Source organism: Aeromonas sp. INTO2, assembly GCF_049860605.1.
GTDB lineage: Bacteria > Pseudomonadota > Gammaproteobacteria > Enterobacterales > Aeromonadaceae > Aeromonas > Aeromonas caviae.
Genome location: NZ_CP187588.1, coordinates 4,763,565 through 4,790,129, shown reverse-complemented (window position 1 = coordinate 4,790,129; position 26,565 = coordinate 4,763,565). Strand labels below are relative to the sequence as shown.

Here is a 26,565-nt window from a genome sequence, read left to right as displayed (position 1 = left end):
CACCAGAATCCATCCATCCAGAATACGGCGAGACCATGGAAAAGACTTTTAATCACAACGCCATCGAACAGGCGCTCTACCAGCACTGGGAAGCCCAGGGCTACTTCAAGCCCCACGGCGACACCAGCAAAGACTCCTTCTGCATCATGATCCCGCCGCCGAACGTCACCGGCAGCCTGCACATGGGTCACGCCTTCCAGCAGACCCTGATGGACACCCTGATCCGCTACAACCGCATGCAGGGCAAGAACACCCTGTGGCAGGCGGGTACCGACCACGCCGGTATCGCCACCCAGATGGTGGTTGAGCGCAAGATCGCCGCAGAAGAGGGCAAGACCCGCCACGATTACGGCCGGGAAGCCTTCATCGACAAGATCTGGCAGTGGAAGGAAGAGTCCGGTGGCACCATCACCCGTCAAATGCGCCGTCTGGGTGACTCCGTGGATTGGGAGCGCGAGCGCTTCACCATGGATGAGGGCCTCTCCGCCGCCGTCCAGGAAGTGTTCGTGCGCCTGTACGAAGACGGCCTGATGTACCGCGGCAAGCGTCTGGTGAACTGGGATCCCAAGCTCAACACCGCCATCTCCGACCTGGAAGTGGAAAACCGCGAGATCAAGGGCCACATGTGGCACCTTCGCTACCCGCTGGCCAACGGCGCCAAGACCGCCGAAGGCCAGGATCACCTGATCGTCGCCACCACCCGTCCGGAAACCATGCTGGGTGATACCGCCGTGGCCGTGAACCCGGAAGACCCCCGCTACAAGGCGCTGATCGGCCAGCACATCCTGCTGCCGCTGGTGAACCGTCTGATACCCATCGTTGCCGACGAACACGCCGACATGGAGAAGGGCACCGGCTGCGTGAAAATCACCCCGGCCCACGACTTCAACGACAACGAAGTGGGCAAGCGCCACAACCTGCCGATGATCAACATCTTCACCCTGGACGCCCACGTGCGTGCCGAGGCCGAAGTGGTCGATACCAATGGCAACCCGAGCACCGCCTATGACGCCGCCCTGCCGACCGAGTTCGCCGGGATGGAGCGCTTCGCCGCCCGCAAGGCCATCGTCGCCAAGCTGGACGAGCTGGGCCTCCTGGCCGAGATCAAGGATCACGTGCTGCAACAGCCTTACGGCGATCGCGGCGGCGTGCCCATCGAGCCCATGCTGACCGACCAGTGGTACGTGCGCGTGGCCCCCATGGCCAAGACCGCCATCGAGGCGGTGGAAGATGGCCGCATCCAGTTCGTACCGAAGCAGTACGAAAACATGTACTTCTCCTGGATGCGGGACATTCAGGACTGGTGCGTCTCCCGTCAGCTGTGGTGGGGTCACCGCATCCCGGCCTGGTATGACGATGCCGGCAACGTCTACGTGGGCCGCAACGAAGAGGAAGTGCGCGCCAAGCACAGCATCCCGTCCGTGACCCTGCTGCGTCAGGACGAAGACGTGCTCGACACCTGGTTCAGCTCCGCCCTGTGGACCTTCTCCACCCTGGGCTGGCCGAACAACACCGAGGCGCTCAAGACCTTCCACCCGACCGACGTACTGATGAGCGGCTTCGACATCATCTTCTTCTGGATTGCCCGGATGATCATGATGACCATGCACTTCATCAAGGACGAGAACGGCCAGCCGCAAGTCCCGTTCAAGACCGTCTACATCACCGGCCTCATCCGTGACGAAGAAGGCCAGAAGATGTCCAAGTCCAAGGGCAACGTGCTGGACCCCCTCGACATGATCGACGGCATCTCCCTGGAAGACCTGCTGGAGAAGCGCACCGGCAACATGATGCGGCCGCAGATGGCCGAGAAGATCGCCAAGCGCACCGCCAAGCAGTTCCCGGAAGGGATCGAGGCCCACGGCACCGACGCCATGCGCTTCACCCTGGCGGCGCTCGCCTCCACCGGTCGTGACATCAACTGGGACATGAAGCGCCTGGATGGCTACAACAACTTCTGCAACAAGCTGTGGAACGCCTCCCGCTATGTGCTGATGAACACCGAAGATCAGGATTGCGGCTTTGCCGGTGGCGAGATGCAGTTCAGCCTGGCGGATCGCTGGATCCAGTCCCAGCTGCAAGTGGCCATCCGTGACTTCCGTACCGCCCTCGATACCTACCGCTTCGACATCGCGGCAGGCGTCTTGTACGAATTTATCTGGAACCAATTCTGTGACTGGTATCTGGAGCTGACCAAGCCGGTGCTGACCAAGGGTTCCGAGGCCGAGCAGCGCGCTGCCCGCCACACCCTGGTGACCGTGCTGGAAACCCTGCTGCGCCTGGCTCACCCGATCATCCCGTTCATCACCGAGACCATCTGGAAATCGGTCGCCCCGCTGGCCGGCGTACACGCCGACACCATCATGATTCAGGCTTTCCCGGAATTCGACGCCGCCAAGGTGGACGACGCCGCGATGGCGGATCAGGAGTGGGTGAAGGAGTTCATCGTCAGCATCCGCAACATCCGCGCCGAGATGAACGTGGCCCCGAGCGTGCCCCTCAACGTGCTGCTCCAGTGCGATGCCAAGGATGCCCAGCGCGCCGCTGACAACGAGGCCTTCCTCAAGTCGCTGGCCCGTCTGGAATCCATTCGCGTGCTTGGCGCAGGTGAAACCGCCCCGCTGTCGGTCAAGAAATTGATCGGTGCCACCGAGCTGATGATCCCCATGGCCGGTCTCATCGACAAGGAAGCCGAGCTGGCCCGTCTGGCCAAAGAGGTGGCCCGTCTGGTGGGCGAGTGCGGCCGCATCGAAGGCAAGCTCGGCAACGAAGCCTTCGTCGCCAAGGCGCCGGAAGCGGTCATCATCAAGGAGCGCGAGAAGCTGGAAGATTACCGCCTCCAGTTGACCAAGCTGGAAGCCCAGCAGGCCGAGATCGCCGCGCTCTAAGCCACAGCGCAACATGACAAGCCCCCGTTTATCGGGGGCTTTTTCATGTCAGGGGCTCAGTGCCCCCTTTCCTGCCCCGCGGTTTTATCCCTCCCGCCGGGGCGATATTCAAAAATTCACGAGCCAAATCACCTCCTTTCACAAGCGCAGAGCCCGCAAATTCATTACACTGCCAGCGGTCTTTTCTATCGGGAGTGCTGCTGCAGTATGGAAATATTGATCCTGTTTGGATTGATTTTGCTCAATGGCGTCTTCGCCATGTCGGAAATCGCCATCGTGACGGCACGCAAGGCACGTCTCGCCAAAATGGCGAGCGAAGGGAGCCGCTCCGCCACCATCGCCCTCAAGCTCGGGGAAGATCCGACCCATTTCCTCTCCGCCGTGCAGATCGGCATCACCAGCATCGGTCTGCTCAACGGTATCTATGGCGAGTCCCTGCTGGCCCAGCCCTTCGCCCTCTGGCTGCAGGAGTGGGGGCTCTCCCCCAAGAGCAGCAGCCTGCTCGCCACCGTCATCGTGGTCGTGCTGGTCACCTATCTCTCTATCGTGGTAGGGGAGCTCGTGCCCAAACGCCTCGGACAGCTCAGCGCCGAGCGCATCGCCTGTCTGGTAGCCCGCCCCATGCTCTGGCTGGCGACCCTGACCCGTCCCTTCGTCTGGTTGCTCTCCGCCTCCACCAACGCCAGCCTGCGGCTGCTGCGGGTCGATCAGCGCAGCAGCAACAACGTCACTCAGGAGGAGATCCACGCCATGCTGGTGGAGGGCTCCGAAGCGGGGGTGATCGAGGACCATGAGCACACTATGTTGCGCAACGTGTTCCGCCTCGACGAACGCAGCCTGGCCTCCCTGATGGTGCCGCGCAGCGACATCCGCTATCTGGACCTGTCACTGCCGCTGGAAGTGAACCTCCAACGTCTGGTGGAGTATCGCCACAGCTTCTTCCCTGTCTGTGACGGCAGCCTGTCGGATCTCGTCGGCATCCTCAACGTCAGCAAGGTGCTGCACGCCTACATCAAGGGAGAGCCCATCGATCTGGCGGCGCTGACCCAGGACGGCAGCCTGCTGCCGGAGACCCTCAATGGCCTGGAGCTGCTCAACCACTTCCGTACCCACTCCGAGCACATGGTGCTGGTGGTGGACGAATATGGCGAGCTGCAGGGGCTGGTCACCCAGCAGGATCTGCTGGAAACCCTAGCCGGCGACTTCCAGCAGGAAGATGGGGAGGACAACTGGGCCTTCCAGCGTGCCGACGGCAGCTGGCTGCTCGACGGCCTCATTCCGCTGCCAGAATTGAAGGACTGTCTGGAGCTGGTTCGTCTGCCGGAAGAAGAAAAACATCACTATCACACCCTTGGAGGGCTTATCATGCTGCTCCTTGGCCGCCTTCCCCAGACCGGAGACCTGGTCACCCTGGAACAGTGGCAACTGGAAATCGTGGATATGGACGGCCTGCGCATCGACAAGGTACTTGCCATGCCCTTGACCGACCAACCCAGCTAACCTGCGGAGTTTGCATGTATGGAGCAGTTTTACCACCTGGCTCACGCCTTTATGCATCAGGATCTGGCGACACTCTCTGATCCCAAGATGGTCTTCATGGTCTATGTCGTCCTGCTGACCTTCCTGGTGCTCGAGAATGGTTTTATCCCCACCGCCTTCCTGCCAGGGGATACCCTGCTGATCCTGACCGGCGTGCTGATCTATCAGGGGGTGTTGCCGATGGCGGTGGTCCCGCTGCTGATCATGGCGACCTTCGTCGGTACCTGGCTTGGCTACATGCAGGGGCGTTTCCTCGGCCACACCCGGATGTATCACAGGCTGATGTCCCACCTCGATGACAAGCACAAGGAGAAGGTACACTACCTGCTCAACAAGTACGGCATCATCACCCTGATCACCGCCCGCTACATCGCCTTCGTGCGTACCGCCTACCCCTATATCGTCGGCGCCAACGAGATCCCCCAGGGGCGCTTCCTGGTGGTCAACCTGATCAGCTCCATCATGTGGATCTGCCCCCTGGTCGGGCTGGGTTACTACCTGAGCCACACCAAGCTGGCCGCGCAGTATGAGTCCCAATTTCTCAGCGTCATTATCTACCTGCCGGTCGTGCTGCTGGTGGGCGGCCTCATCGCTCTGGTCTGGCGCTGGTGGAGCAGACGCAAGCCCCGCATCTCCAGAGAGTGAGACAAACCATAGGGTCGCCCACAGGCGGCCCTTTTTTATGGAAAATAGTGGCGAATTCCCCCAGCTCGCTCTTGTAAAGCAGGGACAAAAATGAGTGAATCTAGCGCCTTTTTTCGCTGTGGATGGAGTTGGTTGTATGGGGTGTTGGATTCGCGCAATCGCGCTGGTAGGTGGATTGATGGGACTGCTGGGTTCGCAGACAGCCCTGGCGACCCCCGACCCGGCCAAGCTGCAGCTCAAATCGGGCAGTGCCCTGGTGATGGACGTCAACACCGGCAAGACCCTGTATCAGAAAAACCCCACCCGGGTGCGCCCCATCGCCTCCCTCACCAAGCTGATGACGGCGCTGGTGGTGCTGGATGCCCGCCAGAACCTCAATCAGACCCTGACCATCGATCAGAACGACAGAGACAACATCAAGCACACCTATTCACGGGTGCGCATGGGCACCCAGGTCAGCCGCCGCGACGCCCTGCATCTGGCGCTGATGTCCTCCGAGAACCGCATGGCCTCGGCGCTTGCCCGCCACTACCCGGGGGGTCGCCAGGCCTTCATCCGCGCCATGAACAACAAGGCCAGACAGCTCGGCATGCGCAACACCCGCTACTATGACTCCACCGGTCTCTCCACCCGCAACGTCTCCACCGCCCAGGATCTGGCCAAGCTTCTCTCTGCGGCCTATCGACAGCCGCTGATCCGTGAATTCACCCAGGACACCAGCAGGGAGATGCGCTTTCGCAAGCCGGCCTACAGCCTGATGTTCAACAATACCAACCCGCTGGTGAAGAACCCGGACTGGGATGTACGCCTCTCCAAGACAGGCTATACCGACGAAGCGGGCCGCTGCCTGCTGATGCGTGCCAAACCGGATCGTCAGGAGCTCGCCATCGTACTGCTCAACTCGGTGGGCAAACGCACCCCTGTCGGGGATGCCAACCGCATCCGCAAGTGGCTGAAAAGCTGATTCTCTCAACGAAGACATGAAAGGATGCCGCGGCATCCTTTTTTATTGCCCGCCAAACGCCTCAGCAGGCCGCCAGAGGGCGCCAGCCCCGCACAGCATAGTGCGTTATGGTAAGGGCACCCAGGTCCACAGGCACGGCCACGGGATGTGTCAGCAGCCTGCCAGACAAGATACGTCGAGAGTGGTTACCCGGGGGCACGTGCAGCCGGGGGGAACCGTCCCCCGTGGGGGCGTCAGGGAGAAGGACACGAGAGAGACAACCCCATGATGGGGAGGAGGAAATCGCCCATAAAAAAACAGCCCCGACTGACGTCGAGGCTGTCTGTATGGTGCGCCCGAGAGGATTCGAACCTCTGACCACCTGGTTCGTAGCCAGGTACTCTATCCAGCTGAGCTACGGGCGCTCACAACTTGTTGCACTGCTTGAAATATGGTGCGCCCGAGAGGATTCGAACCTCTGACCACCTGGTTCGTAGCCAGGTACTCTATCCAGCTGAGCTACGGGCGCTCATAAATTGTTGCACTGCTTGAAACATGGTGCGCCCGAGAGGATTCGAACCTCTGACCACCTGGTTCGTAGCCAGGTACTCTATCCAGCTGAGCTACGGGCGCTCATAAATCATTGTATTGCTTGAAATGGTGCGCCCGAGAGGATTCGAACCTCTGACCACCTGGTTCGTAGCCAGGTACTCTATCCAGCTGAGCTACGGGCGCCCTGTTTTCAAACGATAAAAAAAGCTTACTCAACAGTAAGCCTTCTTTAGTGCCGACTTACTGATGGTCAACACATGAATCCAAGAGTCAAATATGGTGCGCCCGAGAGGATTCGAACCTCTGACCACCTGGTTCGTAGCCAGGTACTCTATCCAGCTGAGCTACGGGCGCAAAATGGCGGAGAAGGGGGGATTCGAACCCCCGATGCGGGTATAAGCCGCATACTCCCTTAGCAGGGGAGCGCCTTCAGCCTCTCGGCCACCTCTCCGTTTGCGGGGCTGATAATACTTCACAGGGATTTTTAGTCAAACACTTTTTTGGAGAAAACAGAGCGTTCGCTCAGCATTTGGCCAAAGAGTGGAATATTCAAGCAATATCGACACTTACCCAGTAGTTTCGCGCTCTGCAGGCCGATTTGCAGGCCCCTGAAAAACAAAAGGCGACATCCGGGATGTCGCCTTCAGGCAGCCATGAAATGGCTTAGAAATTCGGTTGGCCCGGGACTTTCTCGGCCTGTATCCGCATGTAGATCTCTTCGCGGTGTACGGAAACCTCTTTCGGTGCATTCACACCGATACGAACCTGGTTCCCTTTTACGCCCAGTACGGTAACGGTTACTTCGTCACCAATCATCAGGGTTTCCCCTACACGACGAGTCAAAATAAGCATTCGCTTGCTCCTGTATCCTGTTTTGTATTTATATCGATATGCGCCATTATCTTACAAAGATACCGATATGGTAAATGGTTGAAACTAAATCAATCAGGGATTGTTTCCCAAGGGCTGCTCATGAGGCTCTTGATCCAACCCGAACGCCGAGTGCAACGAACGCACGGCCAGCTCCAGGTACTTCTCGTCAATCACCACGGATATCTTGATTTCAGAGGTGGAGATCAGCTGCATGTTGATCCCTTCCTCACCCAATACCTTGAACATGGTGCGCGCTACACCAGGATGATTCCACATGCCGACCCCGACGATGGAGACCTTGGCGATCTCTCCGTTGCCCTGCACGCAGGCGGCCCCCAGCTCGCTGGCGGTCTCCTCCAGCAAGGCGCGGGCCCGGCGATAATCATCGCGATTCACCGTGAAGGTGAAATCGGCGGTGCCATCCCCCATGGTGTTCTGCACTATCATGTCGACATCTATGTTGGCGTCGCTGATCGGATTCAGGATCTGCGCGGCCACGGTCGGCCTGTCCGGCACACCCAGAATGGTCAGGCTGGCCTCGTTGCGGTTGAACGCAATGCCGGATACCAGGGGTGCTTCCATCCTCTCACCTCCATATGTGATTAAGGTTCCCTCTCCGTCGACGAAACTCGACAGCACCCTTAGCGGCACGCGGTACTTGCCCGCGAACTCGACCGAACGGATCTGCAACACCTTGGCTCCGAGACTCGCCATCTCGAGCATCTCCTCGAAGGTGATGGTATCGAGGCGACGCGCCTTGGGCTCGATGCGCGGATCCGTGGTATACACCCCGTCCACATCGGTAAAGATCTGGCACTCATCGGCCTTGATGGCCGCAGCCACGGCCACCGCGGTGGTATCCGAACCCCCTCGGCCCAAGGTCGTGATGGCATTGTGCTCATCGCGCCCCTGGAAACCGGCAATCACCACCACCCTGCCCGCACCCAGCTCGGCCTGAACCTGCTCGGTGTCGATGTGGGTGATGCGCGCCTTGCCATGGGCGGAATCGGTGTGGATGCGAACCTGATCACCGGTCATCGAGACCGCCGGACAACCCCGTTTGTTCAACGCGATGGCCAGCAGCGCTATGGTGACCTGCTCACCGGTGGAGATCAGCACATCCATCTCGCGCCGGTTGGCATCCTGGTCCAGCTGCTGGGCCATGCCCAGCAACCGGTTGGTTTCGCCCGACATGGCGGAGACCACCACCACCACGTCATGTCCCTGGGCACGGGTCAGTTGAACCCGCTCAGCAACTGCCTCGATCCGCTCCAGCGTGCCGACCGAGGTGCCACCGTACTTCTGTACATAGAGTGCCACAGATCACCTCGCCCGCTTACAGGCGCTCTTCCAGCCAGGAGTGAACGGATTGCAGCGCCGCCGGCACCGCCTCAGGCTGGGTACCACCCGCCTGTGCCATGTCGGGACGACCACCGCCCTTGCCACCCACCTGCTGGGCCACCAGATTGACCAGCTCACCAGCTTTGACCTTGCCGGTCAGGTCATTGGTCACGCCCGCGATCAGGTTGACCTTGCCATCACTGCTGGTTGCCAGCAGCACGACACCGGATTTCATCTGGTTCTTCAGCTCGTCCAGCATGCCGCGCAGGGATTTGGGGTCAACCCCTTCCAGGGCGGCAACCAGCACCTTCTGGCCATTGATGTTGATGACCTGACTCAGCAGGTCGTTACCCGCCTGCGCCGCCAGCTTCGCCTTGAGCTGTTCCAGCTCGCGCTCCATCATCTTGGCCTTGTCCAGTACCTGGCGAACCTTGTCGGCGATGGAGAACTGATCGCCCTTCACCAGCGCGGCGGCCTCTTCGATCTGTTCACCCAGCTGGTGCATCAGATCGATGGCGCTCTTGCCGGTGACCGCTTCGATACGACGCACGCCAGCCGCAATGCCGCTCTCGGCAATGATCTTGAAGAAGCCGATATCACCGGTGCGCTTGGCGTGAGTACCGCCGCACAGCTCGGTGGAGTAGTCGCCCATGCGTACCACGCGCACATCGTCTTCATATTTCTCGCCAAACAGCGCCATGGCACCGGCTGACTTGGCCTCTTCCAGCCCCATCAGCTGGGTGGCCACCTCGTGGTTGGCACGGATCTGGGCGTTGACGAGCTCCTCGATCCGGCGAATGGTCGCCATGGTCAGCCCTTCGAAGTGGGAGAAGTCGAAGCGCATGCGCTCGGCGCCCACCAGGGATCCTTTCTGGGTCACGTGCTCACCCAGCGCCTGGCGCAAGGCCGCGTGCAGCAGGTGAGTCACGGAGTGGTTAAGAGCGATGGCCTGACGACGGTCGCCATCGACCACGGCCTCGACCTCGGCTCCCTTCTCCAGGGTACCCAGTTCCAGATAGCCCTTGTGGATGATCGCCTTGCCCGCTTTCTGGGTGTCGGTGACGGCGAAGATGCCGTCATCCACCTTGAGGATTCCGCTGTCACCCACCTGACCGCCGGACTCCGCATAGAAGGGGGTTTCCGCCAGCACGATCACGGCCTCTTCACCGGCGATGAGGCCATTGACCTCAACACCATCCTTGTAGATACCGACCACCTGGGTGTTCTGGCTCAGTTGCTTGTAACCGGTAAAGGGAGTCTCGAAATCGAGCTTCAGCACGTCGTTGTAGTTCACGCCGAAACTGGAAGCCTCTTTCGCGCGGGCGCGCTGCTTCTCCATCTCGGCCTTGAAGCCCTCTTCGTCGATGCCGATCTCGCGCTCGCGCACCACGTCGGCGGTCAGGTCGGCCGGGAAGCCGTATGTGTCATAGAGCTTGAACACCACTTCACCCGGGATCACCTTGGCATCACCGAGGTTGGCCAGGGCGTCTTCCAGCAGCAGCAGACCTCTGTCCAGCGTGCGGACGAACTGCTCCTCCTCGATACGCAACACTCGCTCGACCAGCGGCAACTGGGCGATCAGTTCCGCCGCCACATCCTTCATCTGCACGGCCAGCTCGGCAGCCAGCTTGTAGAAGAAGACGTCGGTAGCACCCAGCTTGCGGCCGTGACGCACGGCGCGGCGGATGATGCGGCGCAGCACGTAGCCGCGACCTTCATTGGAGGGCATGACTCCGTCAGCCACCAGGAAAGCGCAGGAACGGATGTGGTCCGCGATGACGCGCAGGGACTGGTTGCTCAGATCCGTGGTGCCGACGATCTCGGCCGCCTTCTTGATCAACGCCTGGAAGATGTCGATCTCATAGTTGGAGTGCACCCCCTGCATGATGGCGGAGATACGCTCCAGACCCATGCCGGTATCCACGGACGGACGGGGCAGCGGCTCCATGGTGCCGTCAGCCTGACGGTTGAACTGCATGAAGACCACGTTCCAGATCTCGATGAAGCGGTCGCCATCCTCTTCCGGTGAACCGGGAGGGCCACCCCAGATGTGATCGCCGTGGTCGTAGAAGATCTCGGTGCAGGGACCGCATGGGCCGGTATCGCCCATGGCCCAGAAGTTGTCGGATGCATAAGGAGCACCCTTGTTGTCACCGATGCGCACGATGCGATCGGCCGGCACGCCGACCTCTTTTTCCCAGATGTCGAAGGCTTCGTCATCAGTCGCGTAGACGGTCACCAGCAGGCGCTCTTTGGGCAGCTTGAGGGTACCGGTCAGGAATTCCCATGCAAACCGGATGGCGTCCTGTTTGAAGTAGTCACCGAAGCTGAAGTTGCCCAGCATCTCGAAGAAGGTATGGTGACGGGCGGTATAGCCGACGTTTTCCAGGTCATTGTGCTTGCCGCCAGCCCGCACGCAACGCTGGGCCGTGGTGGCACGGTGATAGGCACGCTTGTCGGCGCCAAGGAACACGTCCTTGAACTGGTTCATCCCTGCGTTGGTGAACAGCAGGGTCGGATCGTTGTGCGGTACCAGCGAGCTGGAAGAGACAACCTGGTGTCCCTGAGTGCGGAAATACTCGAGAAACGCAGCGCGAATCTCTGACGTGGACATGTACATGGAAAATCCTGCTTGATTCGAATACGGACTTTTAACCGCATTAATGTAAGTTTTCTGCAGGGTAAAGTAAAACGTGGGGACCCTTGACGGGTGAAATAGCCCGCAAGGGGCCAGCGTTTGACAGCAGCACCCACAAGCACGTCGCAACAGGGGGGCTTCGGGATGCCTCGCTCGACCACAGGGCCGCCATCGACAGACCTGGCGAAGGGCTGATATTCCCCACCAGCCGCACCGCACACCAAGGGGAATCCTGCCCATAGGTCCAGCCTCGGCGCGCCACTATTGCTCACCTTGCATGGCTGAGAGGGCGTAACGGGCTTGTTCCTGGGTAAAACCACGCCCCATCAGATATTTGAGCCACTTCATGCGCAGTTTGAAGTCGGCAAGGTCGGTCGCCTCTGCCCGACGCGACAACAACGCAAGCGCCAGTTCGAACCAGTCGAGCTCGGGTTGATCCAGGGCAGCCTCGATCTGGGTGTCATCCAGCCCCTTGCGGCGCAGGTCGAAGCGGATCCTGAGCGGACCATGGCCTTTGGCCGCACCGGCCCGCACCGCCATGGCACCGTAACGATCGTCATTGACCCAGCCATAGCCACGGCAATGGTCGAGTACAACGGCGACCACCTCCTCCTCGAATCCCTTCTGACGCAGGCGTCTGGCCAGCTCCGACTCGGCACTCTCGCGACGGGCCAGACTGCGCATGGCGTAGGCACGGGCGGCCGCCAGCTGCTCTTCAAAGGTCAATTCGACGGGCTCACCCGTTCCGTTCACAGATTCATCCGCCATAAACAACAAGGCCGGGTATCAACCCGGCCTTTCCTCATTCCTTATTCGAACTCTTGTTCGTTTTCAGCTTCAAACTCGTCGTATTCGGCAGCCGTGGCCTTCTCCTCCACCGGCGCGGCGCCGGAGAGCAGCAGCTCGCGCAGCTTCACTTCCACCTCGGCAGCCAGTGCCTTGTTTTCGGAGAAGAGCTTCATCACGTTGGCTTTGCCCTGACCGATCTTCTCGCCGTTGTAGCTGTACCAGGCCCCCGCCTTGTCGATCAGCTTGTGCTTGACGCCGAGATCCACCAGCTCGCCCTCCTTGGAGATGCCGGCACCATAGAAGATCTGGAATTCAGCCTGCTTGAAGGGTGGCGCCACCTTGTTCTTGACGACCTTGACGCGGGTCTCGTTACCGACCACTTCGTCACCTTCCTTGATGGCGCCGGTACGACGGATGTCCAGGCGCACAGAGGCGTAGAACTTCAGAGCGTTACCACCGGTAGTGGTCTCCGGGCTGCCGAACATGACACCGATCTTCATCCGGATCTGGTTGATGAAGATGCACAGGCAGTTGGCGTTCTTGATGTTGGCGGTCAATTTACGCAGCGCCTGGGACATCAGTCGGGCCTGCAGGCCGACGTGGGAGTCACCCATCTCCCCTTCGATTTCCGCTTTCGGAGTCAGGGCAGCCACGGAGTCGACGATGATGACGTCGACGGCATTGGAGCGCACCAGCATGTCGCAAATCTCCAGTGCCTGTTCACCGGTATCCGGCTGGGAGATGAGCAGGTCGTCGACGTTGACGCCCAGCTTGGCGGCATAGATAGGATCCAGTGCGTGCTCCGCATCGACGAAGGCACAGGTCTTGCCCTTCTTCTGGGCTTCGGCGATCACCTGCAGGGTCAGCGTAGTTTTACCGGACGATTCCGGACCGTAGATCTCGACGATACGACCGCACGGCAGACCACCGATCCCCAGCGCCACGTCCAGAGAGAGAGAGCCGGTGGAGATGGCTTCGATATCCATGGTCTTGCTGTCGCCCAGACGCATGATGGAGCCTTTGCCAAACTGCTTTTCGATCTGGCCCAGCGCAGCCGCCAGTGCCTTCTGTTTGTTCTGATCCATGCCAATCTCCGCTGGGAATCGTGAGTAAGAAGTGAAGTTGGGCTAAGTATACTGTTTATGCATACAGTATCAAGCCCAATTTATTTGAGCAGTGCCAGGAGTCCGGACAAGGCCTGTCTGACCGCCTGCTGGCGCACCTGATGGCGATCCCCATCGAAACGGGCGAGCAGGGAGTGGTGACGACCGGTACGATCTGCCCAGGCAAACCAGACAGTGCCGACCGGTTTCTCCTCGCTGCCACCACCAGGCCCGGCGATACCGCTGATGGCCACGCAGATACCCGCATCGGAGCGAGCCAGGCAGCCCCGGGTCATCTCCAGCACCACGGGTTCGCTGACGGCGCCGTGGCGCAACAGGCTGTCGATGCTGACGCCGAGCATCTGCTGTTTGGCTTCGTTGGTGTAGGTCACGAAACCGCGATCGAACCAGGCAGAGCTGCCGGCAGTATCCGTGATGGCAGTGGCAACCCCGCCGCCGGTACAGGATTCCGCCGTGGCGGCCAGCCAGCCTCTGGCCAGCAGTGCCTCGCCCAGTTCCCGGGATAAGCGGGAGATCTCTGCTTCAAGTCCCATCATCGCGTCCTCTTCCGGCCTCTTCCAGGCGAAATATGGCGCTCATTATGCAGTTGCCCCGCTCCTCGGGCAACCGACCCCAGGGCCACTGCGTCAGCAAGTTGTCGTCGCTTAAGCTCCAGTACATGGCTGCTCGTTATCATGTTCCAACACCGCCATGCATGCGGTTTCCATCCCATCAGACCAAGGAGAAAGCCGGATGATGCATCCGTTCAACGTCGCCATGACAGCCCTCGCAATGTGTATCGCCACCCATGCCTTTGCCACCGAGGGCACCGCCGAGCTGCAGAGCGAGACCACCCTGGCCCAGGAGCTGAACCTCTCCAGCGCCCAGGTGGAGCAGATCAAGGGGCTGCGCGAGCAGGCCACCAGGGAGCTGGGCTCAATCAAGCTCGATGCCATCGGCCAGGACGTCATCGTCAACATGATCAAGTCCGGCAAATGGGATGAAGTGGCGGCGAGGAAGCAGTTGCAGACCATCAGCGACGTACAGGCCGAGGCCCGCTACCATCGCGCCCACTACCTCTTCGAGGTGAGCCGGGTGCTGACGCCCGAGCAGAAAGCCAAGCTGCACGAGATGCTGAGTGGCGGCGAGGCCATGTACTAAGGGCGACACTCTCCCCGTCTCTCCCATCCCCGCATCCGTGCGGGGATGCTATTTCTCCTCCCCCATGCCTCTTTTCGGCCAGGCTCCCCCCAGGCCACTCTGGTCAGCATCATCCGGATGCACAGATCCGCGACGGGATGCCGGCTTTGCCCCCAAGACGGAGATTCCTCCTCACCATCTTGCCTCGAGCATGTAGAATGGCCCCCAGATTCAGACCCATGACGGCAGACGTTTGCCCGCAAGAGCACCTTCTGGAATAGCACATGACAGCACAATACCAAGCGCCAGGCGCCAACTTGAGCGCCCACACCCCCATGATGCAGCAGTATCTGACTCTCAAGGCCGAAAACCCGGAGATCCTGCTGTTCTATCGCATGGGTGACTTCTACGAGCTCTTCTACGACGACGCCCGCAAGGCCTCCCAGCTGCTCGACATCTCCCTGACCAAGCGCGGCCAGTCGGCCGGCAGCCCCATCCCGATGGCCGGGGTGCCCTATCACGCCATCGAGGGGTATCTCGCCAAGCTGGTACAGCTCGGCGAATCGGCCGCCATCTGCGAGCAGGTGGGGGATCCCGCCACCAGCAAGGGGCCGGTGGAGCGCAAGGTTATTCGCATCATCACCCCGGGTACCGTCTCCGACGAGGCGCTGCTCAGCGAGCGGCAGGACAACCTGATCGCCGCCGTCTACCACGATGGCCGCCGCTTCGGTTACGGCACCATGGACATCGGCTCCGGTCGCTTCTTCATCAACCAGTTCGAGAAAGAAGAGACCCTGCTGGCGGAGCTGCAACGCACCAATCCGGCGGAGCTGCTCTACCCCGAATCGTTCGCCTTCCTGCACCATATCGAGGGTCGCCGCGGTCTGCGCCGCCGCCCGGAGTGGGAGTTCGAGCTCGGCACCGCCCGCAAGCTCTTGTGCCAGCAGTTCGGCACCCAGGATCTGGTGGGCTTTGGGGTCGAGCAGAGCGAGACCGCCCTGTGCGCCGCCGGCTGCCTGATGCAGTACGTGAAAGACACCCAGCGCACCGCCCTGCCCCACATTCGCAGCGTGCGCCTGGAGCAGCCCGATCATGCGGTCATCATGGATGCCGCCACCCGCCGCAATCTGGAGCTGACCCAGAATCTGGCCGGCGGTCACGACAACACCCTCTCCGCCGTGCTCGATTGCACCGCCACGCCGATGGGCAGCCGCCTGCTCAAGCGCTGGATCCACCAGCCGATCCGCGATCGGGTGATCCTCAAAGGTCGCCAGAGCACCATCAAGGAGCTCATCGAGCAGAACCTTTACGACGAGCTGGGCGGATTGCTGCGCCAGGTCGGCGATGTGGAGCGGGTGCTGGCGCGCCTCGCCCTGCGCTCGGCCCGCCCGCGCGATCTGACCCGGCTGCGGCAGGCTTTCGCTCAGCTGCCCGAGTTGCAGCGTCTGCTGGCGGAGAGCGAGCACGAGGCGGTGCAGCAGCTGCGCGAGCGGGCAAGTACCTTCCCCGAGCTCTTCGACCTGCTGGAGCGAGCCGTGATGGAGGTGCCGCCGGTGCTGATCCGCGATGGTGGCGTCATCCGCGAAGGGTTCAATCAGGAGCTGGACGAGCTGCGGGATCTGGCCAATGGCGCCACCGCCAGCCTGGCCCGCATCGAGGAGCGGGAGAAGGCGCTCACCGGCATCAACACCCTCAAGGTGGGCTACAACAAGGTGCACGGCTTCTACATCGAGGTGAGCCGCGCCAACAGCCACCTGGTGCCGGCCCACTACATCCGCCGCCAGACGCTGAAAAACAACGAGCGCTACATCATCGACGAGCTGAAGAAGTACGAGGACAAGGTGCTCACCGCCCAGGCCCAGGCGCTGGCGCTGGAAAAACGTCTCTACGAAGAGCTGCTCGACGCCCTGCTGCCGCACCTCGGCGATCTGCAGGAGTCTGCTGCCGCACTGGCGGAGCTGGACGTGCTGGCCAACCTGGCGGAGCGGGCAGAGACCCTCGACTACCGCTGCCCGACGCTTATCGATGAGGATCAGATCCTCATCGAGGCGGGCCGCCATCCGGTGGTGGAGCAGGTGATGACCGACCCCTTTATCGCCAACCCCATCCGGCTGGAGCGGGAGCGGCGGATGCTGATCATCACCGGCCCCAACATGGGTGGTAAATCCACTTACATGCGCCAGACCGCGCTCATCGTGCTGCTGGCCCATATCGGCGCCTTCGTGCCCGCCGACAGCGCCCGCATCGGCCCCATCGACCGCATCTTCACCCGCATCGGGGCGTCGGATGATCTCGCCTCCGGCCGCTCCACCTTTATGGTGGAGATGACCGAGACTGCCAACATCCTCAACAACGCCACCGCCCGCAGTCTGGTGCTGATGGACGAGATTGGCCGCGGCACCAGCACCTACGACGGCCTCTCGCTGGCCTGGGCCTGCGCCGAGCAGCTGGCAAGCAAGATTGGCGCCTACACCCTGTTCGCCACCCACTACTTCGAGCTGACCCGCCTGCCCGAGCTGATGAGCGGGCTGGCCAACGTCCACCTTGATGCGGTGGAGCACGGCGACACCATCGCCTTCATGCACGCAGTACAGGAAGGTGCGGCCAGCCGCTCCTACGGCCTGCAGGTAGCGGCGCTGGCCGGGGTGCCGAAATCGGTGATCCACCAGGCCCGCCACAAGCTGCATGAGCTGGAGAGTGCCACTCCGGTGGCCGCCGGCGAAAGCCGTCCGGCTCCGGTCACTCTCGCCCCGCAACCCCATCCTGTGGTGGAGGAGCTGGCAGCAGTACGCCCGGACGAGCTGACCCCGCGACAGGCCCTTGACCTGCTCTATCGACTCAAGCAGATGCTGTAGCTAACGACCGCCGAACAGGCATGAAAAAGGGGAACCGCGAGGTTCCCCTTTCGTTTGACCGAACCTGTCATGTCATCAGCCCGGACCGATGCGATCCATCAGGCTCAGATTGACCGACCCCGGATGGCGCTTGAGCTTCTGCCTGTATTCGAACTGGTGCTGGCTCTCCTGTTTGAGCCCCTGCATCAGGGAATAGCACATGGCCAGCATGATGACCGAGAAGGGCAGCGCGGCGATGATGCTGGCGGCCTGCAGGGCGGCAAGCCCGCCGGAGACCAGCAGAATGGCCGCGACCAGCCCCTGGCCCAGCCCCCAGATGGCGCGGTGCAGCACCGGGGGATCCTGATCGCCGATGGAGAGCAGCGTCGTAATCACGAGCGTGCCCGAATCGCTGGAGGTGATGAAGTAGGTGCAGATAAGCAGGGTCAGCACCCCCTTGGCAATCCAGCCGAAGGTCTCCCAGTGCAGCAGTTCCACCGTCTTGTAGAGCGCCATGGTGACATCCTGATTGACCGCTTCCACTACGCCGCCGCCACCGAACAGCTCCAGGTTCATGGCTGTCCCGCCGAACACGGTGAGCCAGAGCATGCCGAGCAGGGAGGGCACCAGCAGGACACCGAGCACGAATTCACGAATCGTGCGGCCCTTGGAGATGCGGGCGATGAACATGCCGACAAAGGGTGCCCACGCAATCCACCAGCCCCAGTAGAACGCGGTCCAGCTAGACTGCCAGGCCGAGGTACCGTTGGCTTCGGTATTGGTCCAGAAGCTCAGCTTGACGATGTTCTGCAGGTAATCACCGATGTTCTGCACATAGGCGTTGAGGATGTAGGTGGTCGGCCCCAGCACCAGGAAGAGGCCCAGCACGAACACGCTTAACCAGATATTGAGTTCGGAGAGGATCTTCACCCCGCGCCCGACACCGGAGATGGCCGACAGGGTGGCAATCAGGCTGATGCCACCGATGAGCCAGAGCTGGTTCGCTTGTGACACGCCCATGCCGAACATCTGGTTGAGGCCGGTGTTCATCTGGGAGACGCCCAGCCCAAGGGAGGTCGCCACCCCGAACACGGTACCGAACACCGCCAGCACATCGGCGGCATGGCCCCAGAATCCGTAGATGCGATCGCCAAGAATGGGATAGAGCACGGAGCGGATGGCCAGCGGCAACTTGCGCCGGTAGCTGAAGAAGGCCAGCGACAGGCCGACGATCACATAGATGGCCCAGGGGTGCAGACCCCAGTGGAAGAAGGTGAGGCGCATGGCGATCTGGGCCGCTTCCGGCGTCATGCCTTCGGTGATGAAGGGGTTGCCCTGCAGGTGATACATGGGCTCGGCGATGCTCCAGAACACCAGGCCTATGCCCATGCCTGCGCTGAACAGCATGGAGAACCATGCAAAGTAGCCAAACTCCGGTACCTGGTCGTCGTCGCCCAGCCGGATGCTGCCAAAGCGGCTGAACATCAGGTAGACGGCGAAGAACAGGAACAGGGCGACCACCAGGATGTAATACCACTTGAAGCCAGCAATGATGGTGTCCTTGGCCCCGGTAAACCAGGTGCCTGCGGTATCCGGATCAAAGACGCCGAACAGCAGGAAGAGGGTCACGACGGTGAGGGCCGTCATGGCCATGGTGGGATTGAGGCCTTTCAAAAGCCCTTTGGTTGCTCGCATCGGGCCTCCTTAGTCGTTGTTGAAAAAGTCTTCACCCACGTGATCGCCGGCACCGCCGATGGCGCGATAGGCCAGACGACCAGCCACCTGCTCACGGTGATCCACCAGGGTCACCGACGGCTGGCCGTTCACTGCGTGGCGTTTGCCGAGGAAGATAGCCATGGGCACCCCCAGATTGGAGACACCGCTGGTGATCCAGAGGCGGTTGAAGTCATAGGAGCCACCGATGAACTCCAACTGTGCCAGCCCATTGTCCAGACCCGCCAGATAAAAGTTCATGGCACTCTCGTCGGGGAAGAGGTGAACCAGCACATAGGCATAGCGCAGCTCATTGACCAACTCCTTTAGACTGAAAGAACCTGTGTTACTGCAAGAGAGCGGCAGCTCGCCATCGTAGTGGTGTACCTTGAGGTTGTTGGGGTCCTCGTCATAAGCAGGTTGATAACGCACAAATGCCGCGGTATCAGGCAGTTCATAGCGAACTCTGACCACGCGCAGATCGGCAACCAGGGACTTGATATCCAGGTCGTCATGCATGATTTCACTCCTCAAATATCGGGTTGGAATGGGGCAATTGTCCGATAACCTAACACAATATTCATTAGAGCTAAAACCATTACATCAAAAACCATATTGACCTTGTTATGGATTAGGCGGAGAATTTCGCGCCTCTCCACAGCCCTGCGATGACCCAGACCCCATGGAAAAACATGATGAAGTGCTGATCGCCCTGCGCCAGATCATCCGTGCCATCGACATGCACTCCAAGCGCTTGATCAAGGAGGCCGGCCTGACCTCGCCCCAGCTCCTGCTGCTCAAGGGGATCGACGAGCTTGGCCAGATCTCCATGCGCCAGCTGGCGGATCACACCAACATGAGCCAGGCCACCGCGACCACCATCATGGACCGGCTGGAGAGCCGCCAGCTGGTGCAGCGCATTCGCAGCGAAACCGACAAACGCAAGGTGCATGCGACGCTCACTGACGCGGGACGCGCCCTGCTTGCCCAGGCTCCGACCCCCTTGCAGGAGAGTTTCATTCAACGCTTTCAGGCACTGGAGAACTGGGAGCAGGGGTTGTTGCTCTCATCCCTGCAACGCATCTCCGCCATGATGAATGCCGACGGCATCGATGCCGCCCCCGTGCTGAGTGTCAGCCCCCTGACCGAAGAGCGGGCCTGAACCGCAGCCATAAAAAAAGCTCCCGACCGGGAGCTTTTTTTATGGGCAGTACGCGATGGCGTTACGCCTCCAGGCTGATGCCGATGTTGGAGACGCCGTCCTGGGCCGCGAAGGCGCGGATGGCAAGGATGCGGTCGCTGTCCCGTTCATGGGCCACCCGTTTGAGCAGTTCGACCTGGAACTCCAGCTCCGCCTCCATGTACTCGTGCTCATAGAGCTCATCATCGCTGAGATCCCGCTCTTCCAGCATCTCGATGAAGCCGGCGACCGTGCCGACAGACGCATGGCTGGCGTCGGTGGCCTCTTCCCCCACCCGGCAGATCACCGAGTTGTAGGCACAACCCAGCGCCACGCAAGCGTCCAGTGCCGGATAGGCGCCGTAGGATTCAAACTTGCGGGGATCGGGAATGTAGACTTCAAACGCTTCCAGAATGGCACCAAGATTGACGCGGGATCCCTTGACCGTCAGGTAGTTCCACATCTGATCCAGCGCGTGACGGAATGCCCTCGCATCCCCGAAACCGGAAGCCTGGGTAAAGAGCACATAGTTGGGGTACATGCGCTCTGCCAGCGCCAGGGTATAGACGGTTTGCTGCCAGGGCTGCAGCTCGGCCAGTCGCTTATAAAACTTGTCACCAAACACTGGAGTCGGATCCTTTGCAAAATGTGGGGCAGATTGTAGCCCACGAGGGCCCCGTCTAAAAATGAAAAAGCGCCCTGCTCGACTATCTTGCCCGATCAACTGGGGTAAGATGGAGACAGCATCCCTCTCGCCTTGCCATAAACACGATAAGGAACAAGAGTATGAGCCAACGTACCCTGCTGCTGTTGAGTCAGGACAACAGCCACTATGAACGCCTGCTCAAGGCGGCCCACCTTCCCCATCTGCACATTCTTCGGGCCGACAATCAGGCCGAGGCCGAACAGCTTATCGGTGACGCTCATATCCTGATGGCCGAGCCTGCCCGGGCCAAGCCGCTGCTGGCCAAGGCCGGCAAGCTAAGCTGGCTCCAGTCGACTTATGCCGGAGTCGACGTGCTGCTGGACGCCAGTTGCCGCCGCGACTACCTGCTCACCAATGTCCGCGGCATCTTCGGCCCCTTGATGAGCGAGTATGTGTTCGGCCATCTGCTCAGCCTGACCCGCCAGTTGCCACTCTATCGCGAGCAGCAGCAACAGGGCGTCTGGCAGAGCCATCCCTACCAGGGCTTGAAGGGAAAGACGCTGCTGCTGCTCGGCACCGGCAGCATAGGGCAGCATATCGCCCACACCGGCAAGCATTTTGGCATGAGGGTGCTCGGCATCAGCCACAGTGGCCGTGAGCGCGCCGGGTTCGATCAGGTGTACCAGTTGCCGGCACTCAACAAGATGCTGGCCCAGGCCGATGTCATCGTCAGCGTGCTGCCCGCCACCCGCGAGACACGCCATCTCTTCACCGCCGAACGCTTCAGCCACTGCAAATCGGGCGCCATCTTCTTCAACGTCGGCAGGGGCAATGCCGTCCATGAGGGGGAGCTGCTGGCGGCACTGCAAGCCGGCAAGCCCGCCATGGCGGTGCTCGATGTGTTCGAGCAGGAACCCCTGCCCGCTGACAGCCCGCTCTGGCACCAACCCAATCTCATCGTGACGCCCCACAACAGCGCCTACAGCTTCCCGGAAGATGTAGCCCAGATCTTCATCCGCAACTACATCCGCTTCATCGATGGTCAGCAGCTGGACGGCCGGATCGACTTTGACAAGGGTTATTGAAGCCGTTCTGCAATGAAAAGGCCCCGCCAGTTGGCGGGGCCTTTTTCGTCAGGAGGGAGCCGTTCAGCCCGCCTCCATCTCTTTGCGGTAGCTCTTCACCTTGGCGAGGAACTGACGCTTGTCCTTGCCGGAGAGCGGCTCCGCCATCGGCAGCTTGATCTTCATGGGATCCACCGGCCGGTTGTTGATGCGTACTTCGTAGTGCAGGTGAGCACCGGTGGAACGGCCCGTATTGCCGGAGAGGGCTATCTTGTCGCCCATTTTCACCTTCTGCCCGGGTTTCACCAGCAGCTTGCTCAGGTGCAGGTAACGGGTCATCAGGGTACGACCGTGCTTGATCACGACATAGGTGCCTGCCAGCGGGTGGCTGGTTGCCTTGAGGACCACACCGTCACCGGTCGCCATGATGGGCGTGCCTACCGGCAGGGCAAAGTCGGTCCCCTCATGGGGCCGGACCTGCCCGGTAATGGGATGACGGCGATTCGGGTTGAAACTGGAGCTGACCCGGTAACGGCTGTGAGTCGGATAACGGCGGAAGCCGCGCTCCAGGCTGTTTGCCTGACCGTCATAATAGTTGCCATCTTCCGACAACCAGGCTGACACGGCCTTGCCCTGGCTGAACACCTCGACCCCCAGCAACTGGGTATTGCCCGTACTCTTGCCGTCGACCGTCTCCTGGCGGACCAGCACCTTGAACTTGTCACCCTTTTTCAAATCCTTGGCGAAGTTGAGGCGCCACTGGAACAGGTTGGCAATTTTCTGGATGTGGTTGGCCGGGATCCCGGCATTGCGGGCGCTGACGTAGAAGCTGCCGTTGATGACACCGTCATAGCTCTTCTGCTGCCACTCCACCTCTTCATTGAGCATGTTGGCGCTATAGGTGTCGTCGGTACGCTCCAGCACCAGGGTCTGCTTGATGTTCAGGCGGATCTTCAGCTGCTGCAGAATGTTGTCCTGATCGATCAGCAACTCGATGGTCTGACCGGGTTTGAGACGCGCCAGGTTGTTCTTGGCATCCGCATCCAGCACCTTGTAGAGGGTGGTGGTGGACAGCCCCAGGTTGTTGAAGATGGTGGTCAGGTTCTCGCCGTTGCGCACCCGGTAATCCTGCCATTGAGGCGTGGCATCCGCCGGGATGTCGTCTTCGGGAGCAGCTGACTCGACCAGCTCGTGATCCGGAATGTCGTTGAAGTCGGTGTTGTCTTCGTTGGTTGCGGTGCCCGTGGTGGCGATCGGCAACTCCAGACGCAGTGGCCGCTCCAGGATGTCACCGGGAGCTGGCAATACGGCTACCGCTGACAGCGTCATGGCCGTGAGCAATAGCATGGCATAGAAATGCTTGCGGGGAACCGGGGGTTCCCAATTGGCAGCCTGGGCTACCAAGGGACGGAGACGTTTCATCCGCTATCCTGTTATTAGATCTAAGGGTGGTGGTTGTGGGTCTGTTTTTATGAGTTTTTATTATGAAAACCGAATATCTGGCTTTTAGACCTAAATACTTACAAAAAGTTCATAGCTCCATGCACGAAACTCACATTTTATGCATAACCTTCCAGCATGGGCAGAAATGATCGTCATTTTCAGCCATTTTTTTCTATTTTTAAGAACCAAGTCCGGTTGTGGTGCTCTCCGGCCCAGAAAATGTTGCAAAAACATCTCCATGGAGTGGGTATGTTATTGGCAAAATTGTTAAATATAATCATTCTGATCCTCTTCACCATCGGCGCCGCGCTGCTGCTCGTGCTGGAGATCACCACGGTACGACAGTCTATTCTCGACCAGATGTCGGCCAACCTTGAAACCGCCATCACCGCGCTGGGGCTGGTGCTGCAGGGTACCTTGCTCAACGATGACAAGGTCCTTGCCGAGACCATAGTGAACGCCATGTTCGACGGAGGTTTCGTCAACTCCGTCGTCCTGCTGGATCCGGATGGCCAGGTGCTGTTCCAGAAGGTGTTCCACACCGCACAGCAAAATGTTCCAGGCTGGCTCCCCTCAGTTATCGACATGCCACCGGTCAAGATTGAGCAGGAGTTGACCGACGGCTGGCGCATTCTCGGTACCCTCACGCTCGAGGGACACAAGGGTTACGCCTACCAGCATCTGTGGAACGCCATCAGTCGTACCGGACTTGCGCTGCTCGCCGGCCTGCTGGTGTTCAGCCTGGTGATCACCTGGGTGTGCCGCCGCCTGCTGCGCCCCCTCGAACAGATCAGTCTGCAACTGGCCCGGATCCGCAAACGCCAGTTCAGCGGCAACCTGCCAACCCCGTGGCTTCGCGAATTGCAGGAAGTCGTTGTCTCCATCAACCAGCTGGTCTCTGAACGCAAGCGGGACCTGCTGCAACAGCGGCTCAAGATCACCCAGCTTGGCAAGCACGACGCTCTCCCGACCCACCAGAAGCTCGTTGGGCTGGTCGACACCGATGGCAACACCTATCAGCAGCATTTCTTCTCCACTCAGGGGAGTATCAGGCTCTACAGCCGCCTGCTACCCAAGCCCCCCCCCACCACGGACAGTTCGCCGGATGAAATTCGGGGGCTGCTCAACGACTGGCTGACTCAGAAGGCGGAAGGGCTCCAGCTGCCTCTCAGCCTGCTCGGCCACCCAGACTGGGCGCAGTTTGCCCCCGTGCTGACCAGCGCTCGTGGCAAGACGCTGGACTGGCGCTGGGATCTGGCGATCTTCCCCCCCCTGGCCGAGGAACGACTGACCGCACTCCAGTCCCAGGGGATTGAGCTGGCATTCAGCAACATCCCGATGAACAACGACAATCTGGCCAGGCTCGACCCCATCAGACCTGTCTTCATCAGTTGCCAGCTCACCCAGTCCCCCCTTTATTGGAACCTGCTCTCCCAATGCCTCCATGCTTCCGGCTACACCTTGCTGGCGGAAGCCGGCGACGTAAGCGATGTGGACATGCTGCGCAGTTGGGGCATCGATGGTTATGCCACTCAGGAGAATGCATCATGAGGATCCCGCTGCTGCTGCTCGCCCTGCTGTGGCAACCGACCCTGCACGCGACCACCATGACCATAGGCACAGGGGGGGAGCAAGGCATCTATTACCAGGTCATCAAGGAGTTCTGCAGACTGGCCAAAAAAAGTGACCCCACGATGCCTTGCAAACTACAGGCCAGCTCCGGGTCCATCGAAAATCTCCGCCAGCTGAAAACGGGAGAGGTACCCTATGCGCTCGTCCAGTCCGACTGGCTCTATCAGGCCAGCCAGGGCACCGGGCCTTTCGCTGCCCAGCCACAACCCGAGCTGAGGGCGCTCTTTGCCACCCACGCCGAACCTTTCACCATAGTGGTGCGAGCCGATGGGGATATCACCACCCTGGAGCAGCTCAAGCTGGCCCCCATCGACATGGGCCTGAAGAGTTCAGGGACTCGTCAAACGGCATTGGCCCTGTTCAATGTTCTGGGCGCAAAGGAGCAGGATCTCGATTTGAAGAGCGTCGCCAATCTCTCCGAAGCGTTGTGCAATAAACAGATCGATGCCTATGGCCTTGTCATGGGTCATCCCAACCGCATCGTGCTGGACACCGCCAAGCGCTGCGCCGTGCGCTTCCTGGCGATCGAGGGGCCCGTAAGGGACCAGCTGCTCAAAGGGGTCAGGTATTACCAGCGCAGCCAGGTGCCGGCACGCATCTACCCGGGCAACCTCAAGGCAACCCCCACCTTCGCCATCGCCGCCACCCTGGTGACCAATGCCGCCACTCCCGATGACGAGGTCTATCGGCTGACCCGGGCCATGCTGAGCCAGCAAACCAGTTTCAACGAACAGACCTATGGCTATGCGAACCTGTTTCACAAGGCGCGCAACAAAATAGGCCCGGTGCTGAGTGTCGAACAGCATCCGGGCGCGGGAAAATATTTCGAGGAGTTGAAGGCGGCGGGCAAGTTATAGCTGGCGACGGGGGGAGCGCAGATGCTCGCTGGAGAACCGGCTCTGCATCGAGGTCCACTGGGCCAGGCGATCGGCACTCCCCGCCAGGGTTCCCTCGCGGCGGGATTTCATGATCCAGATGCTTTTGGCATCGAAACTGTAAACCGGCTGCAGATCATTGCGCTTGCTCCCCGGCAGGATGCGGCCATTGATGTTGTCCAGCACCAAGGGATCTGACTTGATGGTCGGGAAGTACAACGTCACCATGTGGAACTGGTTGTAACGAATTGCCTTCACATAGGCCAGCCGCAGCTTCTTCTCGTCGACCCCCAGCTCCATCAGGGTATAGTACTTGGCGATGCTGTAGTCCTCGCAATCCCCTCCTCTCGCCCCGATGAACTCCAGCGGATTGGCCCAATAATCATCATCCCCCCACAGTCTGGGATCCTCGCTATAGGTCAGGTTGTTGAAGTAGTTATTCACCAGCTCCAGCTTCTGCTGGTCCGTCGTTCCGGCCCTTGGCGTCAGCAGACGAGAGAAGGCCTCGGACCGCTGGATCGCTCTGGCGCCATAGACCGCCTGCATTTTTGCCCTGAGTTCCGGGCTGGCGATGTGTTCGGAAAGACCGGATGCCTGTATGCCGGATCCCAGCAGGGTCAGCGTGCAGGCAGAGACGAGCAACCATTTCATGACTGACACTCCATATCAGATGCTGGAGGTCAGTATAGTTGGCCGCGCCGCCTCTATCGTCAATGTCGGGCAAGGC

The 26,565-nt window shown here is 60.4% G+C and carries 21 protein-coding genes and 6 tRNA genes; 10 read left to right on the top strand and 17 right to left on the bottom strand.

Annotated features, from left to right (window positions below; all coding sequences use genetic code 11):
• Positions 1–35 precede the first annotated feature (35 nt).
• The 4 genes from ACPW74_RS22815 to pbpG all read left to right on the top strand — a co-directional run bounded on the left by ACPW74_RS22815 (position 36) and on the right by pbpG (position 6,036).
• The gene (locus ACPW74_RS22815) at positions 36–2,888 is read left to right on the top strand and encodes a valine--tRNA ligase (protein WP_425858484.1); all 2,853 of its coding nucleotides are present in this window, start codon (positions 36–38) and stop codon (positions 2,886–2,888) included.
• Between the two features lie 207 nt (positions 2,889–3,095).
• Positions 3,096–4,388 carry a hemolysin family protein gene (locus ACPW74_RS22810; protein WP_103858828.1) on the top strand — a complete coding sequence of 431 codons (1,293 nt, stop codon included), beginning with the start codon at positions 3,096–3,098 and terminating at the stop codon, positions 4,386–4,388.
• Positions 4,389–4,406: 18 nt separating this feature from the next.
• Complete coding sequence (locus tag ACPW74_RS22805) at positions 4,407–5,072, top strand: DedA family protein (protein ID WP_103858829.1); 666 nt, start codon at positions 4,407–4,409, stop codon at positions 5,070–5,072.
• A gap of 178 nt (positions 5,073–5,250) precedes the next feature.
• A complete protein-coding gene (pbpG, locus tag ACPW74_RS22800; protein WP_372587724.1) occupies positions 5,251–6,036 on the top strand; it encodes a D-alanyl-D-alanine endopeptidase in 786 nt (261 codons plus the stop codon).
• Between the two features lie 327 nt (positions 6,037–6,363).
• Here pbpG and ACPW74_RS22795 read toward each other — a convergent pair.
• From ACPW74_RS22795 to pncC, 12 genes are all read right to left on the bottom strand, one after another.
• Positions 6,364–6,440 (bottom strand) — tRNA-Arg (locus ACPW74_RS22795).
• A 27-nt stretch (positions 6,441–6,467) separates the two neighbouring features.
• A tRNA-Arg gene (locus ACPW74_RS22790) sits at positions 6,468–6,544 on the bottom strand.
• Positions 6,545–6,571: 27 nt separating this feature from the next.
• Positions 6,572–6,648: transfer RNA gene (locus ACPW74_RS22785), tRNA-Arg, on the bottom strand.
• A 25-nt stretch (positions 6,649–6,673) separates the two neighbouring features.
• Positions 6,674–6,750 (bottom strand) — tRNA-Arg (locus ACPW74_RS22780).
• Between the two features lie 94 nt (positions 6,751–6,844).
• A tRNA-Arg gene (locus ACPW74_RS22775) sits at positions 6,845–6,921 on the bottom strand.
• Between the two features lie 4 nt (positions 6,922–6,925).
• Positions 6,926–7,018 (bottom strand) — tRNA-Ser (locus ACPW74_RS22770).
• 212 nt (positions 7,019–7,230) lie between these two features.
• Complete coding sequence (csrA, locus tag ACPW74_RS22765; protein ID WP_005315760.1) at positions 7,231–7,419, bottom strand: carbon storage regulator CsrA; 189 nt, start codon at positions 7,417–7,419, stop codon at positions 7,231–7,233.
• Between the two features lie 93 nt (positions 7,420–7,512).
• Complete coding sequence (locus tag ACPW74_RS22760) at positions 7,513–8,760, bottom strand: aspartate kinase (RefSeq protein ID WP_244073045.1); 1,248 nt, start codon at positions 8,758–8,760, stop codon at positions 7,513–7,515.
• Between the two features lie 16 nt (positions 8,761–8,776).
• Positions 8,777–11,401 (bottom strand): alanine--tRNA ligase, encoded by a 2,625-nt coding sequence (alaS, locus tag ACPW74_RS22755; protein ID WP_244073044.1) that lies wholly within the window; start codon positions 11,399–11,401, stop codon positions 8,777–8,779.
• A gap of 279 nt (positions 11,402–11,680) precedes the next feature.
• Positions 11,681–12,187, bottom strand: coding sequence for a regulatory protein RecX (locus ACPW74_RS22750; RefSeq protein WP_279981062.1), 507 nt, complete (start codon positions 12,185–12,187; stop codon positions 11,681–11,683).
• A gap of 41 nt (positions 12,188–12,228) precedes the next feature.
• Complete coding sequence (gene recA, locus ACPW74_RS22745; protein WP_010672819.1) at positions 12,229–13,293, bottom strand: recombinase RecA; 1,065 nt, start codon at positions 13,291–13,293, stop codon at positions 12,229–12,231.
• 80 nt (positions 13,294–13,373) lie between these two features.
• Positions 13,374–13,865 carry a nicotinamide-nucleotide amidase gene (gene pncC, locus ACPW74_RS22740; RefSeq protein WP_029313644.1) on the bottom strand — a complete coding sequence of 164 codons (492 nt, stop codon included), beginning with the start codon at positions 13,863–13,865 and terminating at the stop codon, positions 13,374–13,376.
• 199 nt (positions 13,866–14,064) lie between these two features.
• Here pncC and ACPW74_RS22735 point away from each other — a divergent pair, with 199 nt between their 5' ends.
• Complete coding sequence (locus ACPW74_RS22735) at positions 14,065–14,472, top strand: Spy/CpxP family protein refolding chaperone (protein ID WP_052815400.1); 408 nt, start codon at positions 14,065–14,067, stop codon at positions 14,470–14,472.
• Between the two features lie 263 nt (positions 14,473–14,735).
• Entirely contained in the window at positions 14,736–17,306 is a 2,571-nt protein-coding gene (gene mutS, locus ACPW74_RS22730) for a DNA mismatch repair protein MutS (RefSeq protein WP_425858483.1), read from the top strand.
• A gap of 75 nt (positions 17,307–17,381) precedes the next feature.
• On the opposite strand, the gene ACPW74_RS22725 is transcribed toward mutS, so the two are convergent.
• Together ACPW74_RS22725 and ACPW74_RS22720 are read right to left on the bottom strand one after the other, a co-directional pair.
• Positions 17,382–18,980, bottom strand: a complete 1,599-nt coding sequence (locus ACPW74_RS22725; protein ID WP_010672815.1) for a BCCT family transporter — start codon at positions 18,978–18,980, stop codon at positions 17,382–17,384.
• 9 nt (positions 18,981–18,989) lie between these two features.
• Complete coding sequence (locus ACPW74_RS22720) at positions 18,990–19,517, bottom strand: hypothetical protein (RefSeq protein ID WP_010672814.1); 528 nt, start codon at positions 19,515–19,517, stop codon at positions 18,990–18,992.
• 163 nt (positions 19,518–19,680) lie between these two features.
• On the opposite strand from ACPW74_RS22720, the gene ACPW74_RS22715 reads away from it, so the two are divergent.
• The gene (locus tag ACPW74_RS22715) at positions 19,681–20,160 is read left to right on the top strand and encodes a MarR family winged helix-turn-helix transcriptional regulator (RefSeq protein ID WP_010672813.1); all 480 of its coding nucleotides are present in this window, start codon (positions 19,681–19,683) and stop codon (positions 20,158–20,160) included.
• Between the two features lie 61 nt (positions 20,161–20,221).
• Here the strand turns inward: ACPW74_RS22715 and ACPW74_RS22710 are convergent, their stop codons facing one another.
• On the bottom strand, positions 20,222–20,803 hold the full coding sequence (locus ACPW74_RS22710; RefSeq protein WP_219596481.1) for a YjaG family protein: 582 nt from the start codon (positions 20,801–20,803) through the stop codon (positions 20,222–20,224).
• Positions 20,804–20,964: 161 nt separating this feature from the next.
• Between ACPW74_RS22710 and ACPW74_RS22705 the strand changes: the two genes are divergently transcribed.
• Positions 20,965–21,909, top strand: coding sequence for a D-2-hydroxyacid dehydrogenase (locus ACPW74_RS22705; RefSeq protein WP_219596480.1), 945 nt, complete (start codon positions 20,965–20,967; stop codon positions 21,907–21,909).
• Between the two features lie 63 nt (positions 21,910–21,972).
• On the opposite strand, the gene mepM is transcribed toward ACPW74_RS22705, so the two are convergent.
• The gene (gene mepM / locus ACPW74_RS22700; RefSeq protein ID WP_041212320.1) at positions 21,973–23,310 is read right to left on the bottom strand and encodes a murein DD-endopeptidase MepM; all 1,338 of its coding nucleotides are present in this window, start codon (positions 23,308–23,310) and stop codon (positions 21,973–21,975) included.
• Positions 23,311–23,580: 270 nt separating this feature from the next.
• Here mepM and ACPW74_RS22695 point away from each other — a divergent pair, with 270 nt between their 5' ends.
• The gene (locus ACPW74_RS22695; protein ID WP_425858482.1) at positions 23,581–24,882 is read left to right on the top strand and encodes a LapD/MoxY N-terminal periplasmic domain-containing protein; all 1,302 of its coding nucleotides are present in this window, start codon (positions 23,581–23,583) and stop codon (positions 24,880–24,882) included.
• Positions 24,879–25,820: a TAXI family TRAP transporter solute-binding subunit gene (locus ACPW74_RS22690; protein WP_042014953.1), complete on the top strand. Its 942-nt coding sequence runs from the start codon at positions 24,879–24,881 to the stop codon at positions 25,818–25,820. The genes ACPW74_RS22695 and ACPW74_RS22690 overlap by 4 nt, the downstream gene beginning before the upstream one ends.
• Here ACPW74_RS22690 and ACPW74_RS22685 read toward each other — a convergent pair.
• Complete coding sequence (locus ACPW74_RS22685) at positions 25,815–26,489, bottom strand: transglutaminase-like cysteine peptidase (RefSeq protein WP_041212317.1); 675 nt, start codon at positions 26,487–26,489, stop codon at positions 25,815–25,817. The genes ACPW74_RS22690 and ACPW74_RS22685 overlap by 6 nt on opposite strands.
• Positions 26,490–26,565: the final 76 nt, after the last annotated feature.